16 protein-coding genes are annotated in these 19,054 nt (G+C 64.9%); 6 read left to right on the top strand and 10 right to left on the bottom strand.

Going from position 1 to position 19,054, the window contains the following annotated elements; genetic code table 11:
• Positions 1-54 precede the first annotated feature (54 nt).
• The 6 genes from murA to rpsT form a co-directional block, all read right to left on the bottom strand.
• Positions 55-1,347: a UDP-N-acetylglucosamine 1-carboxyvinyltransferase gene (gene murA / locus ACTUWL_RS15295; protein WP_021077666.1), complete on the bottom strand. Its 1,293-nt coding sequence runs from the start codon at positions 1,345-1,347 to the stop codon at positions 55-57.
• Between the two features lie 220 nt (positions 1,348-1,567).
• Positions 1,568-4,003, bottom strand: coding sequence for a DNA topoisomerase (ATP-hydrolyzing) subunit B (gyrB, locus tag ACTUWL_RS15290; RefSeq protein ID WP_021077665.1), 2,436 nt, complete (start codon positions 4,001-4,003; stop codon positions 1,568-1,570).
• A gap of 229 nt (positions 4,004-4,232) precedes the next feature.
• Positions 4,233-5,369: a DNA replication/repair protein RecF gene (recF, locus tag ACTUWL_RS15285; RefSeq protein ID WP_021077664.1), complete on the bottom strand. Its 1,137-nt coding sequence runs from the start codon at positions 5,367-5,369 to the stop codon at positions 4,233-4,235.
• Between the two features lie 74 nt (positions 5,370-5,443).
• Positions 5,444-6,562 (bottom strand): DNA polymerase III subunit beta, encoded by a 1,119-nt coding sequence (gene dnaN / locus ACTUWL_RS15280; protein WP_021077663.1) that lies wholly within the window; start codon positions 6,560-6,562, stop codon positions 5,444-5,446.
• Positions 6,563-6,826: 264 nt separating this feature from the next.
• Positions 6,827-8,257 (bottom strand): chromosomal replication initiator protein DnaA, encoded by a 1,431-nt coding sequence (dnaA, locus tag ACTUWL_RS15275; RefSeq protein WP_035650540.1) that lies wholly within the window; start codon positions 8,255-8,257, stop codon positions 6,827-6,829.
• 1,228 nt (positions 8,258-9,485) lie between these two features.
• Positions 9,486-9,752 carry a 30S ribosomal protein S20 gene (gene rpsT, locus ACTUWL_RS15270; RefSeq protein WP_021077661.1) on the bottom strand — a complete coding sequence of 89 codons (267 nt, stop codon included), beginning with the start codon at positions 9,750-9,752 and terminating at the stop codon, positions 9,486-9,488.
• 373 nt (positions 9,753-10,125) lie between these two features.
• Between rpsT and ACTUWL_RS15265 the strand changes: the two genes are divergently transcribed.
• From ACTUWL_RS15265 to ACTUWL_RS15255, 3 genes are all read left to right on the top strand, one after another.
• Positions 10,126-10,443 (top strand): hypothetical protein, encoded by a 318-nt coding sequence (locus tag ACTUWL_RS15265; protein WP_021077660.1) that lies wholly within the window; start codon positions 10,126-10,128, stop codon positions 10,441-10,443.
• 143 nt (positions 10,444-10,586) lie between these two features.
• On the top strand, positions 10,587-11,246 hold the full coding sequence (gene msrA / locus ACTUWL_RS15260) for a peptide-methionine (S)-S-oxide reductase MsrA (RefSeq protein WP_021077659.1): 660 nt from the start codon (positions 10,587-10,589) through the stop codon (positions 11,244-11,246).
• A 157-nt stretch (positions 11,247-11,403) separates the two neighbouring features.
• Entirely contained in the window at positions 11,404-12,141 is a 738-nt protein-coding gene (locus ACTUWL_RS15255) for a polysaccharide biosynthesis/export family protein (protein WP_021077658.1), read from the top strand.
• A gap of 165 nt (positions 12,142-12,306) precedes the next feature.
• On the opposite strand, the gene ACTUWL_RS15250 is transcribed toward ACTUWL_RS15255, so the two are convergent.
• Genes ACTUWL_RS15250 through ACTUWL_RS15240 form a run of 3 tightly spaced genes read right to left on the bottom strand, consistent with a single transcriptional unit; the run spans position 12,307 to position 14,162 of the window.
• Positions 12,307-12,981, bottom strand: coding sequence for a dienelactone hydrolase family protein (locus ACTUWL_RS15250; RefSeq protein WP_021077657.1), 675 nt, complete (start codon positions 12,979-12,981; stop codon positions 12,307-12,309).
• A gap of 54 nt (positions 12,982-13,035) precedes the next feature.
• Positions 13,036-13,377, bottom strand: coding sequence for a hypothetical protein (locus tag ACTUWL_RS15245; protein WP_021077656.1), 342 nt, complete (start codon positions 13,375-13,377; stop codon positions 13,036-13,038).
• Complete coding sequence (locus tag ACTUWL_RS15240) at positions 13,374-14,162, bottom strand: alpha/beta fold hydrolase (RefSeq protein WP_021077655.1); 789 nt, start codon at positions 14,160-14,162, stop codon at positions 13,374-13,376. The genes ACTUWL_RS15245 and ACTUWL_RS15240 overlap by 4 nt, the downstream gene beginning before the upstream one ends.
• Before the next feature lie 287 nt (positions 14,163-14,449).
• On the opposite strand from ACTUWL_RS15240, the gene ACTUWL_RS15235 reads away from it, so the two are divergent.
• Positions 14,450-14,941, top strand: a complete 492-nt coding sequence (locus tag ACTUWL_RS15235; protein WP_021077654.1) for a (2Fe-2S)-binding protein — start codon at positions 14,450-14,452, stop codon at positions 14,939-14,941.
• A complete protein-coding gene (locus ACTUWL_RS15230; RefSeq protein ID WP_021077653.1) occupies positions 14,938-17,223 on the top strand; it encodes a xanthine dehydrogenase family protein molybdopterin-binding subunit in 2,286 nt (761 codons plus the stop codon). The genes ACTUWL_RS15235 and ACTUWL_RS15230 overlap by 4 nt, the downstream gene beginning before the upstream one ends.
• Positions 17,224-17,289: 66 nt before the next feature.
• Here ACTUWL_RS15230 and ACTUWL_RS15225 read toward each other — a convergent pair whose 3' ends face one another.
• Positions 17,290-17,868, bottom strand: coding sequence for a hypothetical protein (locus ACTUWL_RS15225; RefSeq protein WP_021077652.1), 579 nt, complete (start codon positions 17,866-17,868; stop codon positions 17,290-17,292).
• Positions 17,869-18,060: 192 nt separating this feature from the next.
• Here ACTUWL_RS15225 and ACTUWL_RS15220 point away from each other — a divergent pair, with 192 nt between their 5' ends.
• Positions 18,061-18,984 carry a LysR family transcriptional regulator gene (locus ACTUWL_RS15220; protein ID WP_021077651.1) on the top strand — a complete coding sequence of 308 codons (924 nt, stop codon included), beginning with the start codon at positions 18,061-18,063 and terminating at the stop codon, positions 18,982-18,984.
• Positions 18,985-19,054: the final 70 nt, after the last annotated feature.

The following is a 19,054-nucleotide window of genomic DNA, read 5'->3' as shown; positions in this document are numbered from 1 at the left end:
TTGAGCATGATCCGACCGGAAGACCGCCTCACACTTTTCCGGATCATGCCCGGATCACGATCGCGCGGGAATCCGCTTGATCTTGGCGCCGAGTGCGTTGAGCCGTTCGTCGATCCGCTCATAGCCGCGCTCGATCTGGTCGGCGTTGTTGATGGTTGAGGTGCCGTTGGCGCACACCGCGGCCAGCAGCATCGCCATGCCGGCGCGGATGTCGGGCGAATTCATCGGTGCGCCGCGCAGCCGGCTTGGACCGGCGACGATCGCACGGTGCGGGTCGCACAACACGATGCGGCCGCCCATCGCGATCAGGTTGTCGACGAAGAACATCCGGGACTCGAACATCTTCTCGTGCATCAGGATGACGCCGTCGCACTGCGTCGCGGTGACGATCGCGATCGACATCAGGTCGGCGGGGAAGGCCGGCCAGGGCTGGTCCTCGAGCTTCGGCACGTGGCCGCCGAAATCGTCGTGGATCTTCATGGTCTGGTTCGACGGCACGACGAGATCGTCGCCCTCGACGCCGCAGACGATGCCGAGCCGCTCAAAGCCCATCCGGATCGAGCGCAGATGCTCGACGCCGGCGCGTGCGATGCGCAGCGGCGAACGCGTCACCGCGGCGAGCCCGATCAGCGATCCGACCTCGATATGGTCGGGCTGGATTGCGAAAGTCGTACTCCCGAGCGTCGCCTGGCCGTGCACGATGATGGTGTTGGTGCCGACGCCTTCAATCTTGGCACCGAGCGCGATCAGGAAATTCGCGAGGTCCTGCACATGCGGCTCGGAGGCCGCGTTGCGCAGATGGGTGATGCCGCGGGCGGCGACGGCGGCGACCAGCGCATTCTCCGTCGCGGTGACGCTGGGTTCGTCGAGGAACACGTCGGCGCCCTTCAGCTTCGAGGCGCGGAATTCGAGCCGGTGCGTCGCGGTGACCGTGGCGCCGAGCTGCTCGAAGGCCAGGAAGTGCGTGTCGAGCCGGCGGCGACCGATCACGTCCCCGCCGGGTGGCGGCAGCGCGACCTCGCCGCAGCGGGCGAGCAGCGGGCCCGCGAGCAGGATCGAGGCGCGGATCCGCGCGCACAGCGCCGGGTCGAGGTCGGCGGCGCGGATCTCCTTGGCATGGATCTGCAGCGTGTTGCGCTCGGTCCATTCGGCGCTGGCGCCGACCGAACGGCACAGCTCGACCAGCGTCTCGGTGTCGCGAATGCGCGGCACGTTGGTCAGCGTGACCGGATGCTCCGTCAGCAGGGCCGCTGCGATGATCGGCAGCGCGGAGTTCTTGTTGCCCGATGGCTCGATGGTGCCCGAAAGGCGGCGGCCGCCTTCGACGATGTATTGAATCGGCGCCACGCGGAATGTCCCCTAACGCATCATCCAGACTTGGATTCAAGCTTGCCCGTGTGAAATTCCGCAATGGAATCAAAGGCTGTTCGGCACCGTAACACAATTCCCGGCTCAGCATCCACCCGAAAGGTAGCTGTGCGAGGGTGCCGATCGCGTTGTCACGGAGACGTCATTCCCGCCGAGCCATCGTGTCGGAGAGCGCGGCGGCCTGAGAGCGAACGAGCCCTCAGATATCGATGGTGGCGCTGAGCGAGTTTTCCTGGATGAAGTCGCGGCGCGGTTCGACCACGTCGCCCATCAGCTTGGTGAAGATATCGTCGGCCTCGTCGACCTCCTTGACCTTCACCTGCAGCAGCGAGCGGGCCTCGGTGTCCAGCGTGGTCTCCCACAACTGCTCCGGGTTCATCTCGCCGAGACCTTTGTAGCGCTGCAGCGAGATGCCCTTGCGGGCGGCGTCGGTCACGGCCTCGAACAGGTCGACCGGACCATGGATCATCTGCTCGGCATCCTTGCGCCGCAGCTTGCCCGCGCGCACGTAGATCTCTTGCAGCTTGGTCGCGTATTCATCGAGCTTGCGTGCGTCGGCCGAGCCGAGGAACGCGTCGTCGATCACGGCCACTTCCTTGACGCCGCGCACGGTGCGCTCGAACTGGAAGCCGTGGCCTTCCGTGAAGGTGCCGACCCAGCCGCGCTCGACCTCGTCGGCCACCGCGTCGAGCCGCTTGGCGATGTATTCCGCCGCCGCGTTGGCGGTCGCGATCTCGCTGGTGATCCTGGGGCTGAGCACGCCCGCGATCGCCGCCTGCTCGATCACCGCGCGATTGTAACGGCTGTGCAGGTTGCGCAGCACCGAGCGGATGATCCGGGCGTCCTCGACCAGCGACAGCAGATCGCGGCCCGAGCGGTCGTCTCCGGAGGCCGGCTTGAACACGCATTCATCGAGCCCGGTCGAGATCAGATAGTCCTCGAGCGCGCGCTCGTCCTTCAGATACTGCTCGGACTTGCCGCGCGAGACCTTATAGAGCGGCGGCTGGGCGATATAGAGATAGCCGCCATCGATGATCGAGCGCATCTGACGATAGAAGAAGGTCAGCAGAAGCGTGCGGATATGGGCGCCGTCGACGTCGGCGTCGGTCATCACGATGATCTTGTGGTAGCGCAGCTTGTCGACCGAGAAATCGTCGCTGATGCCGGTGCCGAGCGCGGTGATCAGGGTGCCGATCTGCTCCGACGACAGCATCTTGTCGGGGCGCACGCGCTCGACATTGAGGATCTTGCCGCGCAGCGGCAGCACCGCCTGGAATTCGCGGTTGCGGCCCTGCTTGGCGCTGCCGCCTGCCGAGTCACCCTCGACGATGAACAGTTCGGACTTGGCCGGATCCTTTTCCTGGCAGTCGGCGAGCTTGCCGGGCAGCGAGGAGACGCTGAGCGGGTTCTTGCGGGTCAGCTCGCGCGCCTTGCGCGCAGCCTCGCGGGCTGCGGCGGCCTGGATCACCTTGCCGACGATCTCCTTGGCTTCCTTCGGATTCTCCTCAAACCAGGCGGCGAGCGCCTCGTTGAGGACGTTCTCGACCACGGGTCGAACCTCCGAGGAGACCAGCTTGTCCTTGGTCTGCGACGAGAATTTCGGATCGGGCACCTTCACCGACAGCACCGCGGTGAGGCCTTCGCGGCAGTCGTCACCGGTCAGCGCGATCTTTTCCTTCTTCGCATTGGCCTCGGCGTAGCCGTTGACCTGGCGCGTCAGCGCGCCGCGGAAGCCGGCCAGATGGGTGCCGCCGTCGCGCTGCGGGATGTTGTTGGTGAAGCACAGCACGTTCTCGTGGTAGCTGTCGTTCCACCACAGCGCGGCCTCGACGCCGATGCCGTTGGCTTCCGATCGCACCATGATCGGCGCCGGCACGATCGCCTTCTTGTTGCGGTCGAGATATTTGACGAATTCCTCGACACCGCCGGAATAGTGCATCTCCTCGCGCTTCTCGACCGCGTGGCGCATGTCTGACAGCACGATGTGGACGCCGGAATTGAGGAAGGCGAGCTCGCGCAGCCGGTGCTCGAGCGTCGCGAAATCATATTCGACGTTCTTGAAGGTCTCGGTCGAGGCGAGGAAGGTGACCTCGGTGCCGCGTTTGCCCGGCGCATCGCCGACCACCTTGAGCGGCGCCACGGCATCGCCGTGCGCGAATTCGATGTAGTGCTCCTTGTCGTCGCGCCAGATCCGCAAGCCGAGCTTGCTGGACAGCGCGTTGACGACGGAGACGCCGACGCCGTGCAGGCCGCCGGAGACCTTGTAGGAATTCTGGTCGAACTTTCCGCCGGCATGGAGCTGGGTCATGATGACCTCGGCCGCCGAGACGCCTTCGCCCTTGTGGATGTCGACCGGGATGCCGCGGCCGTCGTCGAACACGGTGACGGAATTGTCGGCGTTGAGGGTGACCAGCACGCGGCTCGCATGGCCCGCCAGCGCCTCGTCGATCGCGTTGTCGACGACCTCATAGACCATGTGGTGCAGGCCGGACCCGTCGTCGGTGTCGCCGATATACATGCCGGGCCGCTTGCGGACGGCGTCGAGGCCCTTCAGCACCCGGATCGATTCCGCGCCATATTCGGCCGGAATGGGATGCTCGGATTCGGCAGGGGTCTGCCGCGCAGGTTCAGTCATGTGAGGCCTTCGAGGATGTCCCGAATCAGCTGCGCATGATGAGGCGCTGATTCCGCTATTTGTGCCATGAAAGAGGTGTTGCGCCTAGCGCAAAGTCTCCGTCTGCAAACTATTGAATAGATGGGATTTTTTCGGCCTGTTTCAAGGTCTCCGAGGGCCGATTCCGGCAGTCTTGAAAAGCCCGATTCGAAGGCGGATTCGAAGCCTCTTCGGAGCCTGCTCCACGACCTCAGCCGCGCCGTGTGGCGCGGCCGGATTCGACGTCGAAAATCTCCCCCGTCGGGCCGATATCGACGAAGGCTGCGGGATCTGCGCCGGTCATCCAGACTTGCGCGCCGAGCCTGGCGAGCTCGTCGAACAGCGCCCGGCGCCTGCCGGGATCGAGATGGGCGACCACCTCGTCGAGCAGCAGCAGCGGCACGATGCCGGTCATCTCCGCGACCATCGTGGCATGCGCCAGCACCAGCCCGATCAGAAGCGCCTTCTGCTCGCCGGTCGAGGCGTCGCGCGCCGGCATGTTCTTCGGCGCGTAGACCACCTGCAGATCGGTCAGATGCGGGCCGTCGAGCGTGCGTCCGGCGGCGGCGTCGCGCGGCCGGCTGGTGCGCAGGGTCTCGCGGTAGCGGTCTTCCACGGCCGTTGCGGGTTCCTGCAGCAGCGCATTCTCCATCCAGCCATCGAGCATGATCTCGGCGGAGGGGAAGGCCGACGCCGCGCCGCGCTCGCGCAGCATCATCGCGAGTCTGGCCGCGGTCTGGCCGCGCGATGCGGCGACCGCGACCGCGAGCTCCGCGGTCTCGCGCTCGATCGCGTCGCACCAATGGTCGTCATAGTTGCGCACCTCGAGCAGCCGATTCCGCGAGCGCAGCGAGCGCTCCAGCGCCGAGACACGGCTGGAATGGTCGGAATCGATCGCCAGCACGAGGCGGTCGAAGAAGCGTCGCCGCTCGGACGCCGCGCCCATGAACAGGCCGTCCATCGCCGGCGTCAGCCACACCATGCGCAGATGGTCGCCGAACGCGGTCGCGGAACCCACCGGCTCGCGATCGATGCGGCAGCGTCGCGTGTTGCTCGCCTCGCCGGTCGGTGGATCGATGCCGGTGCCGAGCGTCGCGAGCCCAAGCGCGCCCTCGACCTCCGCGGAGACCGCCCAGGAGCCGTCGCCCTGATTGTCGGCGATGTCCTCCAGCGTCGCGCGGCGCAGGCCGCGGCCCGGCGACAGGAACGAGACCGCCTCCATGCAATTGGTCTTGCCGGCGCCGTTCGGTCCGACCAGCACCACCATGTCGCCTGCGACTTGCAGCGTCGCCGTCCGGTAGTTCCGGAAATGCGTCAGCGACAGGCGATGAATGCGGGACGGGGTCATCTCAGCTCGTCATTGCCGGGCAGTCGTGCCCAGCCACGACGCAATCTAGTGCCGATGCGCGCGAAGAGAAGTGCTTACACCCGCATCGGCATCAGCACGTAGAGCGCGCCCTTGCTGTCCTTGTCCTGCACCAGGGTCGGCGAGCCAGGGTCGGCGAGCTTCAGCACCGCGACCTCGCCCTCGATCTGGGCGGCGATGTCGAGCAGATAGCGCGAGTTGAAGCCGATATCGAGCGCATCGGAGGCGTACTCGACCTCAAGCTCCTCGGTGGCGCTGCCGGAATCCGGATTGGTAACCGAGAGCACCAGCTTGCCCGCGGACAGCGCGAGCTTCACCGCGCGGCCGCGTTCGCTGGAAATGGTCGAGACGCGGTCGACGGCGGCCTCGAAATCCTTCTTGTCGACCACCAGTTCCTTGTCGTTGTTCTGCGGAATGACGCGGCCGTAGTCCGGGAAGGTGCCGTCGATCAGCTTCGAGGTCAGCACCACATTGCCGAGGGTGAAGCGGATCTTGCCGTCCGACAGCTCGATCGAGATCTCGGCGTCGTCGCCCTCGATCAGCCGCTGCACCTCACCGACCGTCTTGCGCGGCACGATCACGCCGGGCATGCCGGCTGCGCCGCTGGGTAGCGGAAGGTCGATCTGGGCCAGGCGGTGGCCATCGGTCGCGACGCCGCGCAGGGTTGCGGCCTTGGCGCTGCCCGCGGCGTGCAGATAGATGCCGTTCAGGTAGTAACGGGTCTCTTCGGTCGAGATCGCGAACTGGGTGCGGTCGATCAGGCGCTTGAAGTCGGACGCCGGCAGCGAGAACGAATGCGTCATGTCGCCGGCGGCAAGGCCGGGGAAATCGCTCTCCGGCAGGGTCTGCAGCGTGAAGCGCGAGCGGCCGGCGCGCACCGCGAGCACCGAGCGGTCGCCGTCAGCCTCCAGCACGATCTGCGAGCCGTCGGGCAGCTTGCGGACGATGTCGTAGAACATGTGCGCGGGTACGGTGGTCGAGCCGGCGGTTCCGGTTTCGGCCGCCAGGGTCTCGGTCACCTCGAGGTCGAGGTCGGTCGCCTTCAGCGACAATTTGGCGCCCTCGGCGCGGATCAACACGTTGCCGAGGATCGGGATGGTGTTGCGGCGCTCGACCACGCGATGAACGTGACCCAGCGATTTCAGGAGTTGCGCGCGCTCGACGGTGACCTTCATTGCAATACCCGCCAGATCCCTCAGATGGAAAAGCCGGGCGGCCGTTCAGGGCAGCACCGCGGCGTCGGAAACCCGAAAAGTCGGATCAATACCGGATTTGATCAAACCCACGGGGGGACCGCAAGGTGGCGCGGATGGCCGGCCGGTGCAAGGGAGACGGGCAGGAAACGGGCCCCGTTCCCCACGTTTTGGGCCGGAAAAAAGTTTAGCCCTCCCCTATGGTAAAGGGGAGGGCCATGGAACGCGCTAGAACGACGCGGCGCCTTATTCCTGGAGCTGACGCTTCAGCGACTCGACTTCCTCCGACAGCGCCGTGTCCTTGGCGACCAGTGCCTCAATCTTGCGCACTGCGTGCAGCACCGTGGTGTGGTCGCGGCCGCCGAACCTGCGGCCGATCTCCGGCAGCGAGCGCAGGGTCAGGGTCTTCGCCAGATACATCGCAACCTGGCGCGGGCGCACCACATTGGCGGTGCGGCGCGACGACAAGAGGTCGGAGCGGCTGACATTGTACTGCCGGGCGACCACGCGCTGGATGTCCTCGATCTTGATCCGCTTCGGCTCCTGCGGGCGGACCAGGTCGCGCACCTCGCGCTCGGCCATCTCCAGCGTCACCGGCTGGTTGTTGAGCTTGGAATGCGCCAGGAGGCGGTTGATCGCGCCTTCGAGGTCGCGGCCGTTATGGGTGATGGTGCGCGCCAGATAGTCGAGCACCTCCTCCGGCACGTCGAAGCTTGCGTGGTGGGCGCGGGCCGCGGCGACGCGCGACTTGAGGATGCCGAGCCGCAGTTCCTCGCCGAGCGAACCCATCTCGACAACCAAACCGCCGGCGAGCCGGGAGCGCACGCGATCGTCAAGGCTTTCGAGGTCCGACGGCGGACGGTCGGCCGCGATCACGACCTGGCGGCCGGCATCGATCAGCGCATTCAGCGTGTGGCAGAACTCGGCCTGCGTCGACTTGCCCTGCAGGAACTGCAGGTCGTCGATCACGAGCACGTCGATGCCGCGCAGCGCTTCCTTGAACGCCAGCGCCGTCTGCGTCTTCAGCGCCGCGACGAAGCCATACATGAACTTCTCGGCGGTCAGATAAAGCACCTTGCGCTCGCCGCCGGAATTGCCGGCCCAGGTCACCGCCTGCAGCAGGTGCGTCTTGCCGAGGCCGACGCCGGCATGGATGTAGAGCGGGTTGAACATCACGGGGTCGCCGCGGCGTCCCTCTGCGACCTGGCGCGCAGCCGCATGGGCCAGCGTGTTGGAACGGCCGACGACGAAGCTTGCAAAGGTCAGGCGCGGATCGAGCGGCGAGCCGCCCAGCGCGTCATGGCTGGCCGACACCGGCGCGGTCGCAACCGAGCGCAGTTCGGGCGCGGGGCGGCCATCGGTGCGCTCGACACGACGCATCTCGACCGGCGCAACCGCTTCCTTTGCCGGCGCCATCGCACGGATCGCTGAGCGCACGGTGAGGTCGATGCGGTGCACTTCGGGCATCTCGGCCTGCCAGCAGGTGAGCACACGGTCGGCGTAATGCGCCTGGATCCAGCTCTTGAGGAACCGGGTCGGAACCGACAGGTGCACGCTCTCGTCGTGCACGCTCTCCAGATCCATCCGTGCAAACCAGCTCGTGTAAACGTCCTCGCCAACGCTCGTCCGCAAACGTCCCTTCACCCGCGACCAGCGATCCTGTTCCGTGTTCGTCATTGCCTTCGTACTTTTCCAAATCTGAGAGATGATGATGGCGAAAGCGCCGTGCAGGTTCCCTGACACGACGCGACCTCTAGCGGGCGCGGTCTGCTCCGGACAAAGCTCTCCCGTGTGGCGGCCATGCGCCACGCGACAGATCAGCTGTTTGGAGAAGAGGCGCCCCGCGAGGTCAGCGCGTACTCGACGGTCTCTGCGGGTAAGAGCCAACGTCCGAGGAGTTGATTACGGCACCACTGGAGATCTGCACTTCGGCTGTCGTTAGTTCGACTGCAGTGATGATACCGTAAGGCATAAGTCCTCCCCCTCCCGCCGCGACGTATCGCGGCAAGCTGTCAGCTTGCTGGTGTCTTCAAATTCGAACTGCCGCTACCGAACACCGAAATGCCCGGCGCTTCGCCGCCGCGTGTCGTCGTCAACCCGTTCGCTTGCGCCGCGTTCCCGCTGCCGGATTCCGACGGGCGCCCTGGTCTCTCTTGTTCGATCCCCCAAATTGCCGGGGACATCGCCGGAGAAATTTTGACACAGGTCGACCATCCTCATATCGCTATGAGCCGTCAATCCAGCTTCGCTTGGAAAGCGTCGCTAACGCACACACCGCCGCCGATTTGTGCGTCCGCCCTTGGGTCTCAAACCGCGCTGATCTGGAGAGCCGTGGGCGTCGCGAACAAGAAATAAATACACCAAGCGCATTTCCTGACAATCCGTGGATTCGACGGGGATCGCGACTCTTCGCAACTGTTGCGGCGTTGCCGATGCGGAGGTGTGAAAGCAAGTTTTTGAATCACCGCGTAGAATCACGCGTGTCACAAACGATGGTGCAATACCAAAAATTTTTCATAGAAAATTTACATTTGGTCTCGCGCCGGTCATTTTTCCAATCGCTGTCCGGCACTATGTGCATAAGTAATTCGCGAAGCGTGATTTTTCACGATTGCTTTTGCAGGGTAACCCCGCCTCGTTTTTTCGACGCGAGATATCCGCGCGCTATTCCATCTATCTGGCTTAGCGCAGAACAATCTCTGCGCGAGCGCGACGCGTTAAGCATATCTGCCGGTAGAACTACGGACGCGACGAAGCATGACATGCGGTTGCGGCAATGCGAACTTTTATCGGGCTATAAAAACTTCCACGAAAGGAGGCGCGACAAAAACAAAAAGCCCGGCGCGAGCCGGGCTTCGTGACAAATGTGTTTTTCAGTCAGCTCGCGCGGCGAGCTTCGCGAACTCTACTTGGCGAGCTTGGCGATGCTCTGCGTGAGGCGCGACACCTTCCGGCTGGCGAGGTTCTTGTGAATGATGTTGCGCTGCGCTGCCTTCATCAGTTCGGGCTCGGCCTTGCGCATCGCCTTGAGTGCCGCCTCGCGGTCGCCGCTCTTGATCGCTTCCTCGACGGTGCGCACCGCGCCACGCATCTGCGTGCGGCGCGACTTGTTGACGATGGTGCGGCGGGCAATCTTGCGGGTCGCCTTCTTGGCGGAGGTGGTGTTGGCCATGGTTCTCTAACTGTCCTTCGGCGGTGATCGCTCAGTGGTCGGGCTTGCGCGCACCGGCCGGTTCAAATCTCGACTCTGATGTATTTGTCCAAGGTATCGACTTGGGTGTCCTTGAGGCGGCCATGCGAAGAGCGCAAAACTGCTGCCCCCGCATGCGGCACTGTCCAAAGAACAGCGGCGGCAGGATTGCGCCCGCCGCCATCGGCCGGTCTTATAGATGGCGCAGGCAGCACCGTCAACGCTTTAGGGACCGAAAAAGGGCCTGAAATCGGCCTCGGGAGGGCCGGATAAGCCGCTGAAGAGGTTGAATTTCCGGGGAGCGCCCGGTAAGGCCTGACGACGCGTGGGGCGCGACAGGGAGTTTGGGTGACGCATGATCCGCGGCTTTTTCCGTCTGATCGGCCTTTTGCTGCTCGCTGGCAGCTTCATCTTCATGGTCTATGACGGGGCCCGCTACGTCGCCGACCAGAGCCTGCGGTTCACCCAATTCGGCCAGTTCTGGAACGATATCCACCAGTCGAGCCAGCAGGCGTTCCATGCCTGGGTAGATCGCTTTGCGCCCTGGCTCTGGAACGGCGTGATCCGCCTGCTGCTGGAGCAGCCGGTGTTCGCGGTGCTCGGCATTGCCGGCATCCTGCTGATGATCCTGTTCCGGCCACGCAAGCCGCTGATCGGTTACGCGCGCGACTGAGCTGGCGGCGCCCCGGGGTGTAGCATCTCTTCGCCGCAGCCATCAGTAACGGGGCTGCCATCATTCGCGTAACGACATATATAGGTGACAGCCGGCCCGCAGGCCGCAGCCCGCGTCGGCCGATGTCCCGCCTGGAGGTATCCATGTTGTTCATGCGCAAGACCACCGCGTTGCCAAGCGCCGCCGAGGCGCTGCCCGGCCGCGCAACGCCGATCCCGACTGCGACCACCCATTTCGTCAATGGCAGCAAACTGACGCCGCCTTATCCGCCGGGCCTCGAGCAGGCGGTGTTCGGGCTCGGCTGCTTCTGGGGCGCGGAACGCAAGTTCTGGGAACTCGGCGACGGGATCTACACCACCGCGGTTGGCTATGCCGGCGGCCACACGCCGAACCCGACCTATGAGGAAGTCTGCTCGGGACGCACCGGCCACACCGAAGTCGTGCTGGTCGTGTTCGATCCGAAGAAGGTCGCCTACGAGAAGCTGCTGAAGACGTTCTGGGAGAACCACAACCCGACGCAGGGCATGCGCCAGGGCAACGACATCGGCACGCAGTATCGCTCCGCGATCTACACGTTCAGCGACGCGCAGCGCAAAGCCGCCGATGCGTCGCAGGCGACGTATCAGAAGGCGCTTGCCGCCAAAGGGCTCGGTGCAATCACCACGGAGATCGCACCATCGGGCGAGTTCTATTTTGCCGAGGACTACCATCAGCAATACCTCGCCAAGAATCCGGCGGGCTATTGCGGGCTTGGCGGCACCGGCGTGTCGTGCCCGATCGGCGTCGGCGCCACGGCCGCCTGATCGCGTGGCCTTGCGCTCGGTTGCCTTGCGTTCAGTTGCCTTGCGCTAAATCGACGGGGAGGCGGGATTTCCGGCTCTCCCGCCGGGTCGCGCAAACCCTTTATTAACCATAAGTGGTGCAAGACTGGGCTTGTCTCGCCGTTGAGGGATAGGTCCGGTGCCAGTTGCACGCGCGTTACGATTGCCGATCACTGCCGTTGTGGCTGCGCTCGCGCTGTCTGGCTGCATGAGCACGTCCGGTCCCGTTGCGGTCGGCCCGCAAGGTGTCGATACCGTCACCTACGGCCCGGCCTACGCATCTGCTCCGGTCGCCGACGGAGGCGGCGGTGGTGCCATCAGCGCACTGCGTTCCGCCTTTGCCGGCGCTTCCCCTGGTTATGGCTATGCCGCCCCGGTGGTCTATGCCGCCGCACCGGGTGGGCCCGCCGGTTACGACAACTCCTATCATCTCGGCCCGGGCGACAAGCTCCGCGTCGTGGTCTACGGCCAGGAAGGCCTGACCAACTCCTATGCGATCGATGCAGCCGGTGCGATCACCATGCCGCTGATCGGCTCGGTGCCGGCGCGCGGCCGCACGCCGGCCGGGCTCGCCGGAGAAATCTCGGCACGGCTGCGCAACGGTTTCATCCGCGAGCCGTCGGTGGCGGTCGAAATCGAATCCTACCGGCCGTTCTTCATCCTCGGCGAGGTCCAAGCCCCCGGCCAATATCCCTACGTTCCGAACATGACCGTCGAGAGCGCGGTCGCGATCGCCGGCGGCTTCTCGCCACGGGCCAGGCGCGACAGCGTCACGCTGACCCACACCGATGCGTCCGGCTCCGGCCGCTTCGTGGTGCCGCTGGGCACGCCGATGAGCCCCGGCGATACGGTGTTCGTCGGCGAGCGTTGGTTCTAGTTTAGGCAATCTCTCTTCTTTCGTCATTCCGGGGCGCGCGGAGCGCGAGCCCGGAATCCATTTGTCCGCGCGTCTTGCGGTGGAATGGATTCCGGGCCTGCGCCTTGCGGCGCATCCCCAGGTGCGCAATTGCGCACCAGGAATGACGGGATGGAGAGAGCCGCGCTATTTCTGCAAATGCTTCGCGAAGAATTCCATGCTGCGCGGCCAGGCGATGTCGGCGCTCGCCCTGTCGTAGCTGGCGCGCTCGTCGCAATGGAAGCCGTGCTGCGCGCCGGGATAGATGAAGACCTCGACTTCGGGCCGCTTCGACTTGATGGTCTCGACATCGCTCAAGGGAATGCCGGCATCCTTCTCGCCGAAATGCAGCTGTGTCGGCACCGCCGGCTTGTCGTCGGCGAAGCGGATGATGGCGCCGCCGTAATAGCCGATCGCAGCCGAGAGCCCAGACAGCTTGGTGGCGGCCGCATAGGCGATGCTGCCGCCGAGGCAGAAGCCGATGATGCCGACCGGCCCGACCGGTTTCACCGCGTCGATCGCCGCCTGGCTGTCGCGCAGCATCGCGGCAAAGTCCGGATTGGCGACGAACTTGCGCGCCTCGGCGACCTCATCGGGCGAGTAGCCGCTCTGGAAGTTCGGCGTGATGCGGTCGAAGATCGAGGGCGCAATCGCGACATAGCCTTCCCTCGCCAGCCGGTCGCAGACCGAGCGGATGTGGTGGTTGACGCCGAAGATCTCCTGGATCACGACGACAGCGCCCTTCGGTGCACTGGTGGGCTCAGCGCGATAGGCGCCGAGTTCAAAGCCGTCCGAAGCCTTCAGTTTGATGTCTTGTCCCATGGTCCATCCTTGTCGTGTCGCGTTTGGGGGTTGCATGAAGATCGTTGACGAGGGCTAGCGCCACATCCAGTTCTCGCCCCAGTCGCCCTTCCAGCCGGCGAGCCGGCCCTTGCGGAATTGCAGATAGAGACGGTCATGATGCTGGAACAGCCCGCTGCCGCCGATATCGCGGAAGGTCAGGAAGATCTCGTTGCCGGGCCGCCCGCTGACATAGGTGAGGGGCGTGCCGAGCGCGCGCTGCGCGTCGGCGACACCCATGCCGAACGCCAGCGGCGTGTGGTTCGACAGCGTCGCGGTGAAGGTTGGTGTGGCCGGGTCGGCGAACAGCCGTGGCTTCCGGGCGTTCGCGTCCGTTGCGGCCAGCGTCAGCAGCAGAGCGACGACAATCGTCTTCATGAGGCGGCCTTTCCAGGCGCGTTTGCCGCGAGACCGTCGAGGAACGGCAGCACGGCGTCGATGAAGGCTTTCGGCTGGTCGATGTTGACCGCATGGCCGGCGTTCGGGATCACCGCCTTCTGCGCGCCCGGGATCTTTGCCGCCATATAGTCGGAGGCCGCCAGGAACGGGGTGTCGTCGGCGCCGACCACAACCAGCGATGGCACCTTGATCGCGGGCAATGACTCGATCACCCGCGCGTCGCGCTGCGCCAGCATGCCGCGCGCGGCAAGCGCGAGGCCGCGGGCGTTGCGATGCGTGACCGACGCGCGCTCGGCGCTGAGCGACTTCAGCACCTCGAGCCCTTCGCGATCGAAGCGATCGCCGGTGTCGCGGGCGCGCTTGTTCCAGGCCTCGCGGGCGTCGTCCTTCTTGAATCCCGGGCCGGTGTCGATGATCAGCAGCGCACGCACCCGCGCAGGGTGAGCGCGATGAAAGGCGAGCGACATGTAGCCGCCGAGCGAAAGGCCGCCGACAACAGCCGTGTCGGCGCCGGCGGCATCGAGCAGGGCGGCGATGTCGCCGACCGTCAGGGCTTCGCTGTAGGCATCCGGATCGTCGGGGTAGTCGGATTGGCCGTGCCCGCGCATGTCCCACAGGATCAGCTTGTGCCGCTTCGACAGCGCCTCGATCTGGCCCTGCCACATCGCCGACGTCGATGAGTAGCCATGGGTGAGGATCAAAGGCGGACCGCTGCCGTGAATCTCGTAATAGATATCGACGCCGCTACGGTTGAGCTTGGCCATTGACGGGCTCCTTCTGTTGTCGATGTCGGGTCCGGCAGTGCTACCGACCTTGGTAGGAGTGATCGATACGGCATCAATACTGGCATTTCAAAAGCTTCATGCCGTTGCCGCATCGCACAACCGGCAGTTTCCGAGATTTATTCTTTTCGAGCAATTCCAAATTGGATTGCCTCCAGCCGGGAACCGGATCATTGTTTCGGCAACTGTCGCTTACCCGGTGGGCGCCAGCCATGACCCAACAGTGAGTTGCCGCCGTAAGCGGCTTCCTACACCGGAAGGGGAGAGAGATGCCAAATCTCAATATCAACGGACGGAACATGTCCGTCGAGGCGGCCAATGACACGCCGCTGCTTTGGGTCATCCGCGAGCAATTGCAGATGACGGGCACCAAATTCGGTTGCGGCGCCGGTCTCTGTGGCGCCTGTACGGTTCATCTCAACGGTGAAGCGGTGCGGTCATGCCAGACCTCGGTCGCCGACGCCGTCGGCAAGAAGATCACCACCATCGAAGGGCTCTCCGCGAAGGGCGAACATCCCTTGCAGAAGGCCTGGGTCGCCGAGCAGGTGCCGCAATGCGGCTACTGCCAGTCCGGCCAGATCATGCAGGCGGCGGCGCTGCTGTCGAAGAACACCAACCCGACCAAGGAAGAAGTGGTCGCGCATATGGACGGCAATCTCTGCCGTTGCATGACCTATTCACGTATCCAGAAGGCCATCATGCGCGCTGCGTCCGACATGCGCACCGCATCGGCCTCCGGATCCGAGCGGAGGGCCACATGAACAAGCACGTGAAAAACCTCGCTCCCGAGACGACCGACCTCAGCCGCCGTTCCTTCCTGGTCGGCACCGCTGCAACCGGCCTCGTGCTCGGCTATGCCGGCTCCGGCATCGATCAGGCGCTCGCGGCGCCCGCACCCGCCAATTTCGAACCGAGCGTCTGGTACTCGATCGCGCCCGATGGTCTCGTCACCGTGACTTGCGGCAAGGCGGATATGGGCCAGCACGTCGCCTCGACCATGGCGCAGATCGTGGCCGAAGAGCTCGGCGCGAACTGGAAGGACATGCGGGTCCAGCTCGCCTCCAACGATCCGAAGTTCAACGATCCCGTGCTGGGCGCGCAGATCACCGGCGGCAGCTGGTCGACGATGATGAACTTCGACGCCATGAGCCGCGCCGGCGCTGCCGGCCGCATCGCATTGACCGAAGCGGCGGCGGCCTCGATGGGCGTGCCGGCCAGCGAACTGGTGGTGCGCGCGTCGACGATCAGCCATCCGAAGTCGAAGAAGTCGATGTCGTTTGCCGACGTGGTGAAGAGCGGCAAGGCGACCAAGACGTTCACGGCGGACGATCTGAAGGCGATCAAGCTGAAGACGCCGGACCAGTACACCATGATCGGCGTCTCGGTGCCGCAGCTCGACATTCCCCTGAAGGTCAACGGCACGGCCAAGTACGGCATCGACACGATGCTGCCGGGCATGGTCTACGGCGCGCTGGTCACCCCGCCGGTGCGCTACGGCGCGGCCGTGAAGTCGGTGGACGACTCAGCGGCCAAGAAGCTGCCGGGCTTCATCAAGGCCGTCACCCTGGACGACAAGACCATGACCACGACCGGCTGGGTCGTCGCCGTCGCCAACACCTATGCCCAGGCGAAGAAGGCGGCCGAGGCGCTCAAGATCAGCTATGATGGCGGGCCGAACGCCAAGGCGTCGAGCGAAGCGCTGCTCGCCGAAGCCAAGCGGCTGCAGGGGCTGAGCGACTCCGGCCAATTCTTCGTCAAGGACGGCGATCCGGATGCGGCCTTCGGCACGGCGGCCAAGGTGCTGGAGGCGGAATACACCACCAACATCAACATCCACGCGCCGATGGAGCCGATGAACGCCACCGCGGAGTTCAAGGGCGACATCCTGCACATCTATTCCGGCAACCAGTTCGCGACGCGCTCCGGTGCGATCGCGGCCGGCGCGGCCGGGATCGATCCCAAGTTCGTGGTGATGCACCAGACGTGGCTGGGTGGCGGCTTCGGCCGGCGTCTCGACGCCGACATGATGGTGCCCGCGGTGCAGGCGGCGAAGGCCGTCGGCAAGCCGGTCAAGGTCATCTACTCGCGCGAGAACGACATGACGATGGATTTCTCGCGTCCCTTGACCTTCCAGAAGGTGAAGGCCGGCGTGGACGGCGACGGCAAGCTCGTCGCATTGAGCCACGACGTCGTCTCCGCCTGGCCGACCCAGCGTTGGGGAATCCCCGACTTCCTGTCGCCTTCGGTCGACAAGAAGGGACCGCTCGACGCGTTCACCGTCAACGGAGCGGACTTCTTCTACACCGTACCCAACCACTATGTGCGGGCGATCAAGAACGAGATGGCGCACAACGCCACCCCGTCGGGTCAGCTCCGCTCGGTGGCGCCGGGCTGGACGTTCTGGGCGGTCGAAAGCATGGTCGATGAGATCGCGCATGCGACCGGCAAGGACCCGGCCCTGCTTCGTGTCGAGCTGCTCGACGGCAAGGGCAAGAACGACGGCGGCGCGCAGCGTCTCCGCAATACCTTGCTCGCGGCGATGGGTCTCGCCGGTTACGGCACCAAGAAGCTGCCAAAGGGCGAAGGTATGGGCGTGGCCTGCGTGTCGTCGCAGGAGCGCGCCACCGCAAGCTGGACCGCCTGCGTCGCCCATGTCGCGGTCGCTCCGTCGGGCGAGGTGACGGTGAAGAAGCTGACGGTTGCGACCGATGTCGGTACGCAAGTGAATCCCGATGGCATCCGGGCCCAGGTCGAGGGCGCGGCGCTGTGGGGCATGTCACTGGCACTGTTCGAGAAGGCGACGTTGAAGGACGGCGGCATCGAGCAGACCAACTTCGACAGCTACACGCCGCTTCGGATGAGCCAGCTGCCGGAAGTCGCGGTCAGCGTCATCGCCAACGGCGAGAAGGCCACCGGCGTCGGCGAGCCCGCGGTGACGGTGGTGGCGCCGGCGATCGGCAACGCCGTCTTCAACGCGGTCGGCGCCCGCGTCCGCGGCCTGCCGATCACGGCGGAGGCCGTCAAGGCGGCGATGAAGGCGTAACGTCCTGAACGATCGAACCGATGAAAACGCCGGAGAGCACCGCTCTCCGGCGTTTTTCATTCGTGATCACCGGGGTGAATTGTCGGCGAACTTCGCGAAGAACGAGTTATAGACCTGCGGATCGGTCACCACGCGGGTCTTCGAGTCGCCCTTGCTGTCCCAGATCGTCGTGATGAATTCGGCGTGTACGGCAGTGACGCCCGACACCGCATGCACGGTCACCAGCGCGCGCGTCGTCTCGTGGTCGGGCTTGCCCTTCAGCATCGGCAATTTGGCGTTGATCACCGCTTGCAGCATCTGGTGGCCACGGTCGGCGATCTTGTGATTCTTCTCGCCCTGCACCAGTGCGCCGGAGCTGTCGATTGACACCTGCTCGAACTGGTTTGCCTTCAGCGAGGCTTCCGCGGCCTTCAAAGCATCGTTGATGGTGATGCCGACCTTGCGGTTTTGCAGCGATACCAACGCCGCCTTGTCGCTCTCCGACAGGTCGCTGGTGACCTGCTTAGACGAGCACTTGCCGATCAACGTCACCGAACACTCTCCCGTGACGCGATCGGATGGGTCGTGCGCACAGGAGGCCACGCAGAGTCCGGTCAGGAGGGTGGCAAGGTTGCGTGCCAGGCCGGCGCGCTTGGGGGCATGCATCACAAAGGTCCATGAGGGACGCGCGCCTGCGATGGCGCGGCCAATCCGCAGCGCCGCAGCCACATCGTGGCCGGTGTTCGGATCGATCGCGCCCCGGCAGGTCGGCGGCGAGGGGCAAGTGAGTTGTGAAACTCCTAGCGCAACGCAGCACATCCATCTAATGGATACTTTGTATATCCGGGTATTGATCAGATGAATTTGCGTTCAATCGACCTCAATCTGCTGGTGGTGTTGCAGGCGTTGCTCGCGGAACGCCACGTCAGCAAGGCGGCCAAACGTGTCGGCCTCTCGCAGCCGGCGCTCAGCAATGCGCTCGAGCGATTGCGCGTGTTGTTCGACGATCCGATCCTGATCCGGCATGGCAATCGCTTCATGCCGTCGCCAAAGGCCGAGCGCCTGGCCGGTCCATTGAACGACGTGCTGGCCGGGGTCGAAGCCGTGGTCGGGCTGACCCCGCAGCCGCTGTCCGAGGTTCGCCAGACCGTCACGTTGACATCGGGCGATTATGCGCTGGCAGGATTGCTGCCGGATCTGTGGCGATGGGTTCAGGCGAGGGCGCCGTATCTGTCGGTCCACGCCAAGCCGTGGCCGGGCCCGGACGCTGCGGTGCGCATGGTGGTCGAAGGCACCTGTGATCTCATGGTGGCACCGCTCGAGCCGCTGCCCGCCAAGCTGCACGCGCTGAAACTCAGCCGCTCGGACTTCGTCGGCATCGCCAGACCCGGTCATTCGATCCTCAAGCGGCCGTCGCGCGAACGCTTCATGGCGCAACGCCACGTTGTGGTGTCCTCCGACGGACTGTTTCCGAACCGGATCGATCTCGCCTTGCGCCGTCAGGGGGTCACGCGCGACATCGGCCTGGTGGTGCCGAGCCACATGCTGGTGGCCGGCCTCGTCGCCAACAGCGATCTGCTCGGGATCGTTCCCGATGGGCTGGTGGAGCGTCGCGCCGACGTTGCAAAGTTCAAGCTTCCGTTCGATCTGCCCGGCTTCGACGCGGGCGTCGTCTGGCACGAGCGCAGCGAGCGCGACGTCGGCATCAGCGGTCTCCGCGATGGCATCAAGGAACTTGTGGAGATGGCGATCACTGCCGGCTATCTCAGACCCTGCGACTGAGCGCGCCGACGCGGGTATCAACGTCGTCTTGGGCCACCCAAAAACCGATAATTGGCTGTGCGAGCCGCCT

The organism is Bradyrhizobium sp. WCU1 (genome assembly GCF_053474805.1).
The sequence above is the reverse complement of the archived record's forward strand: the minus strand, read 5'-3'. Positions and strand labels throughout refer to the sequence as shown.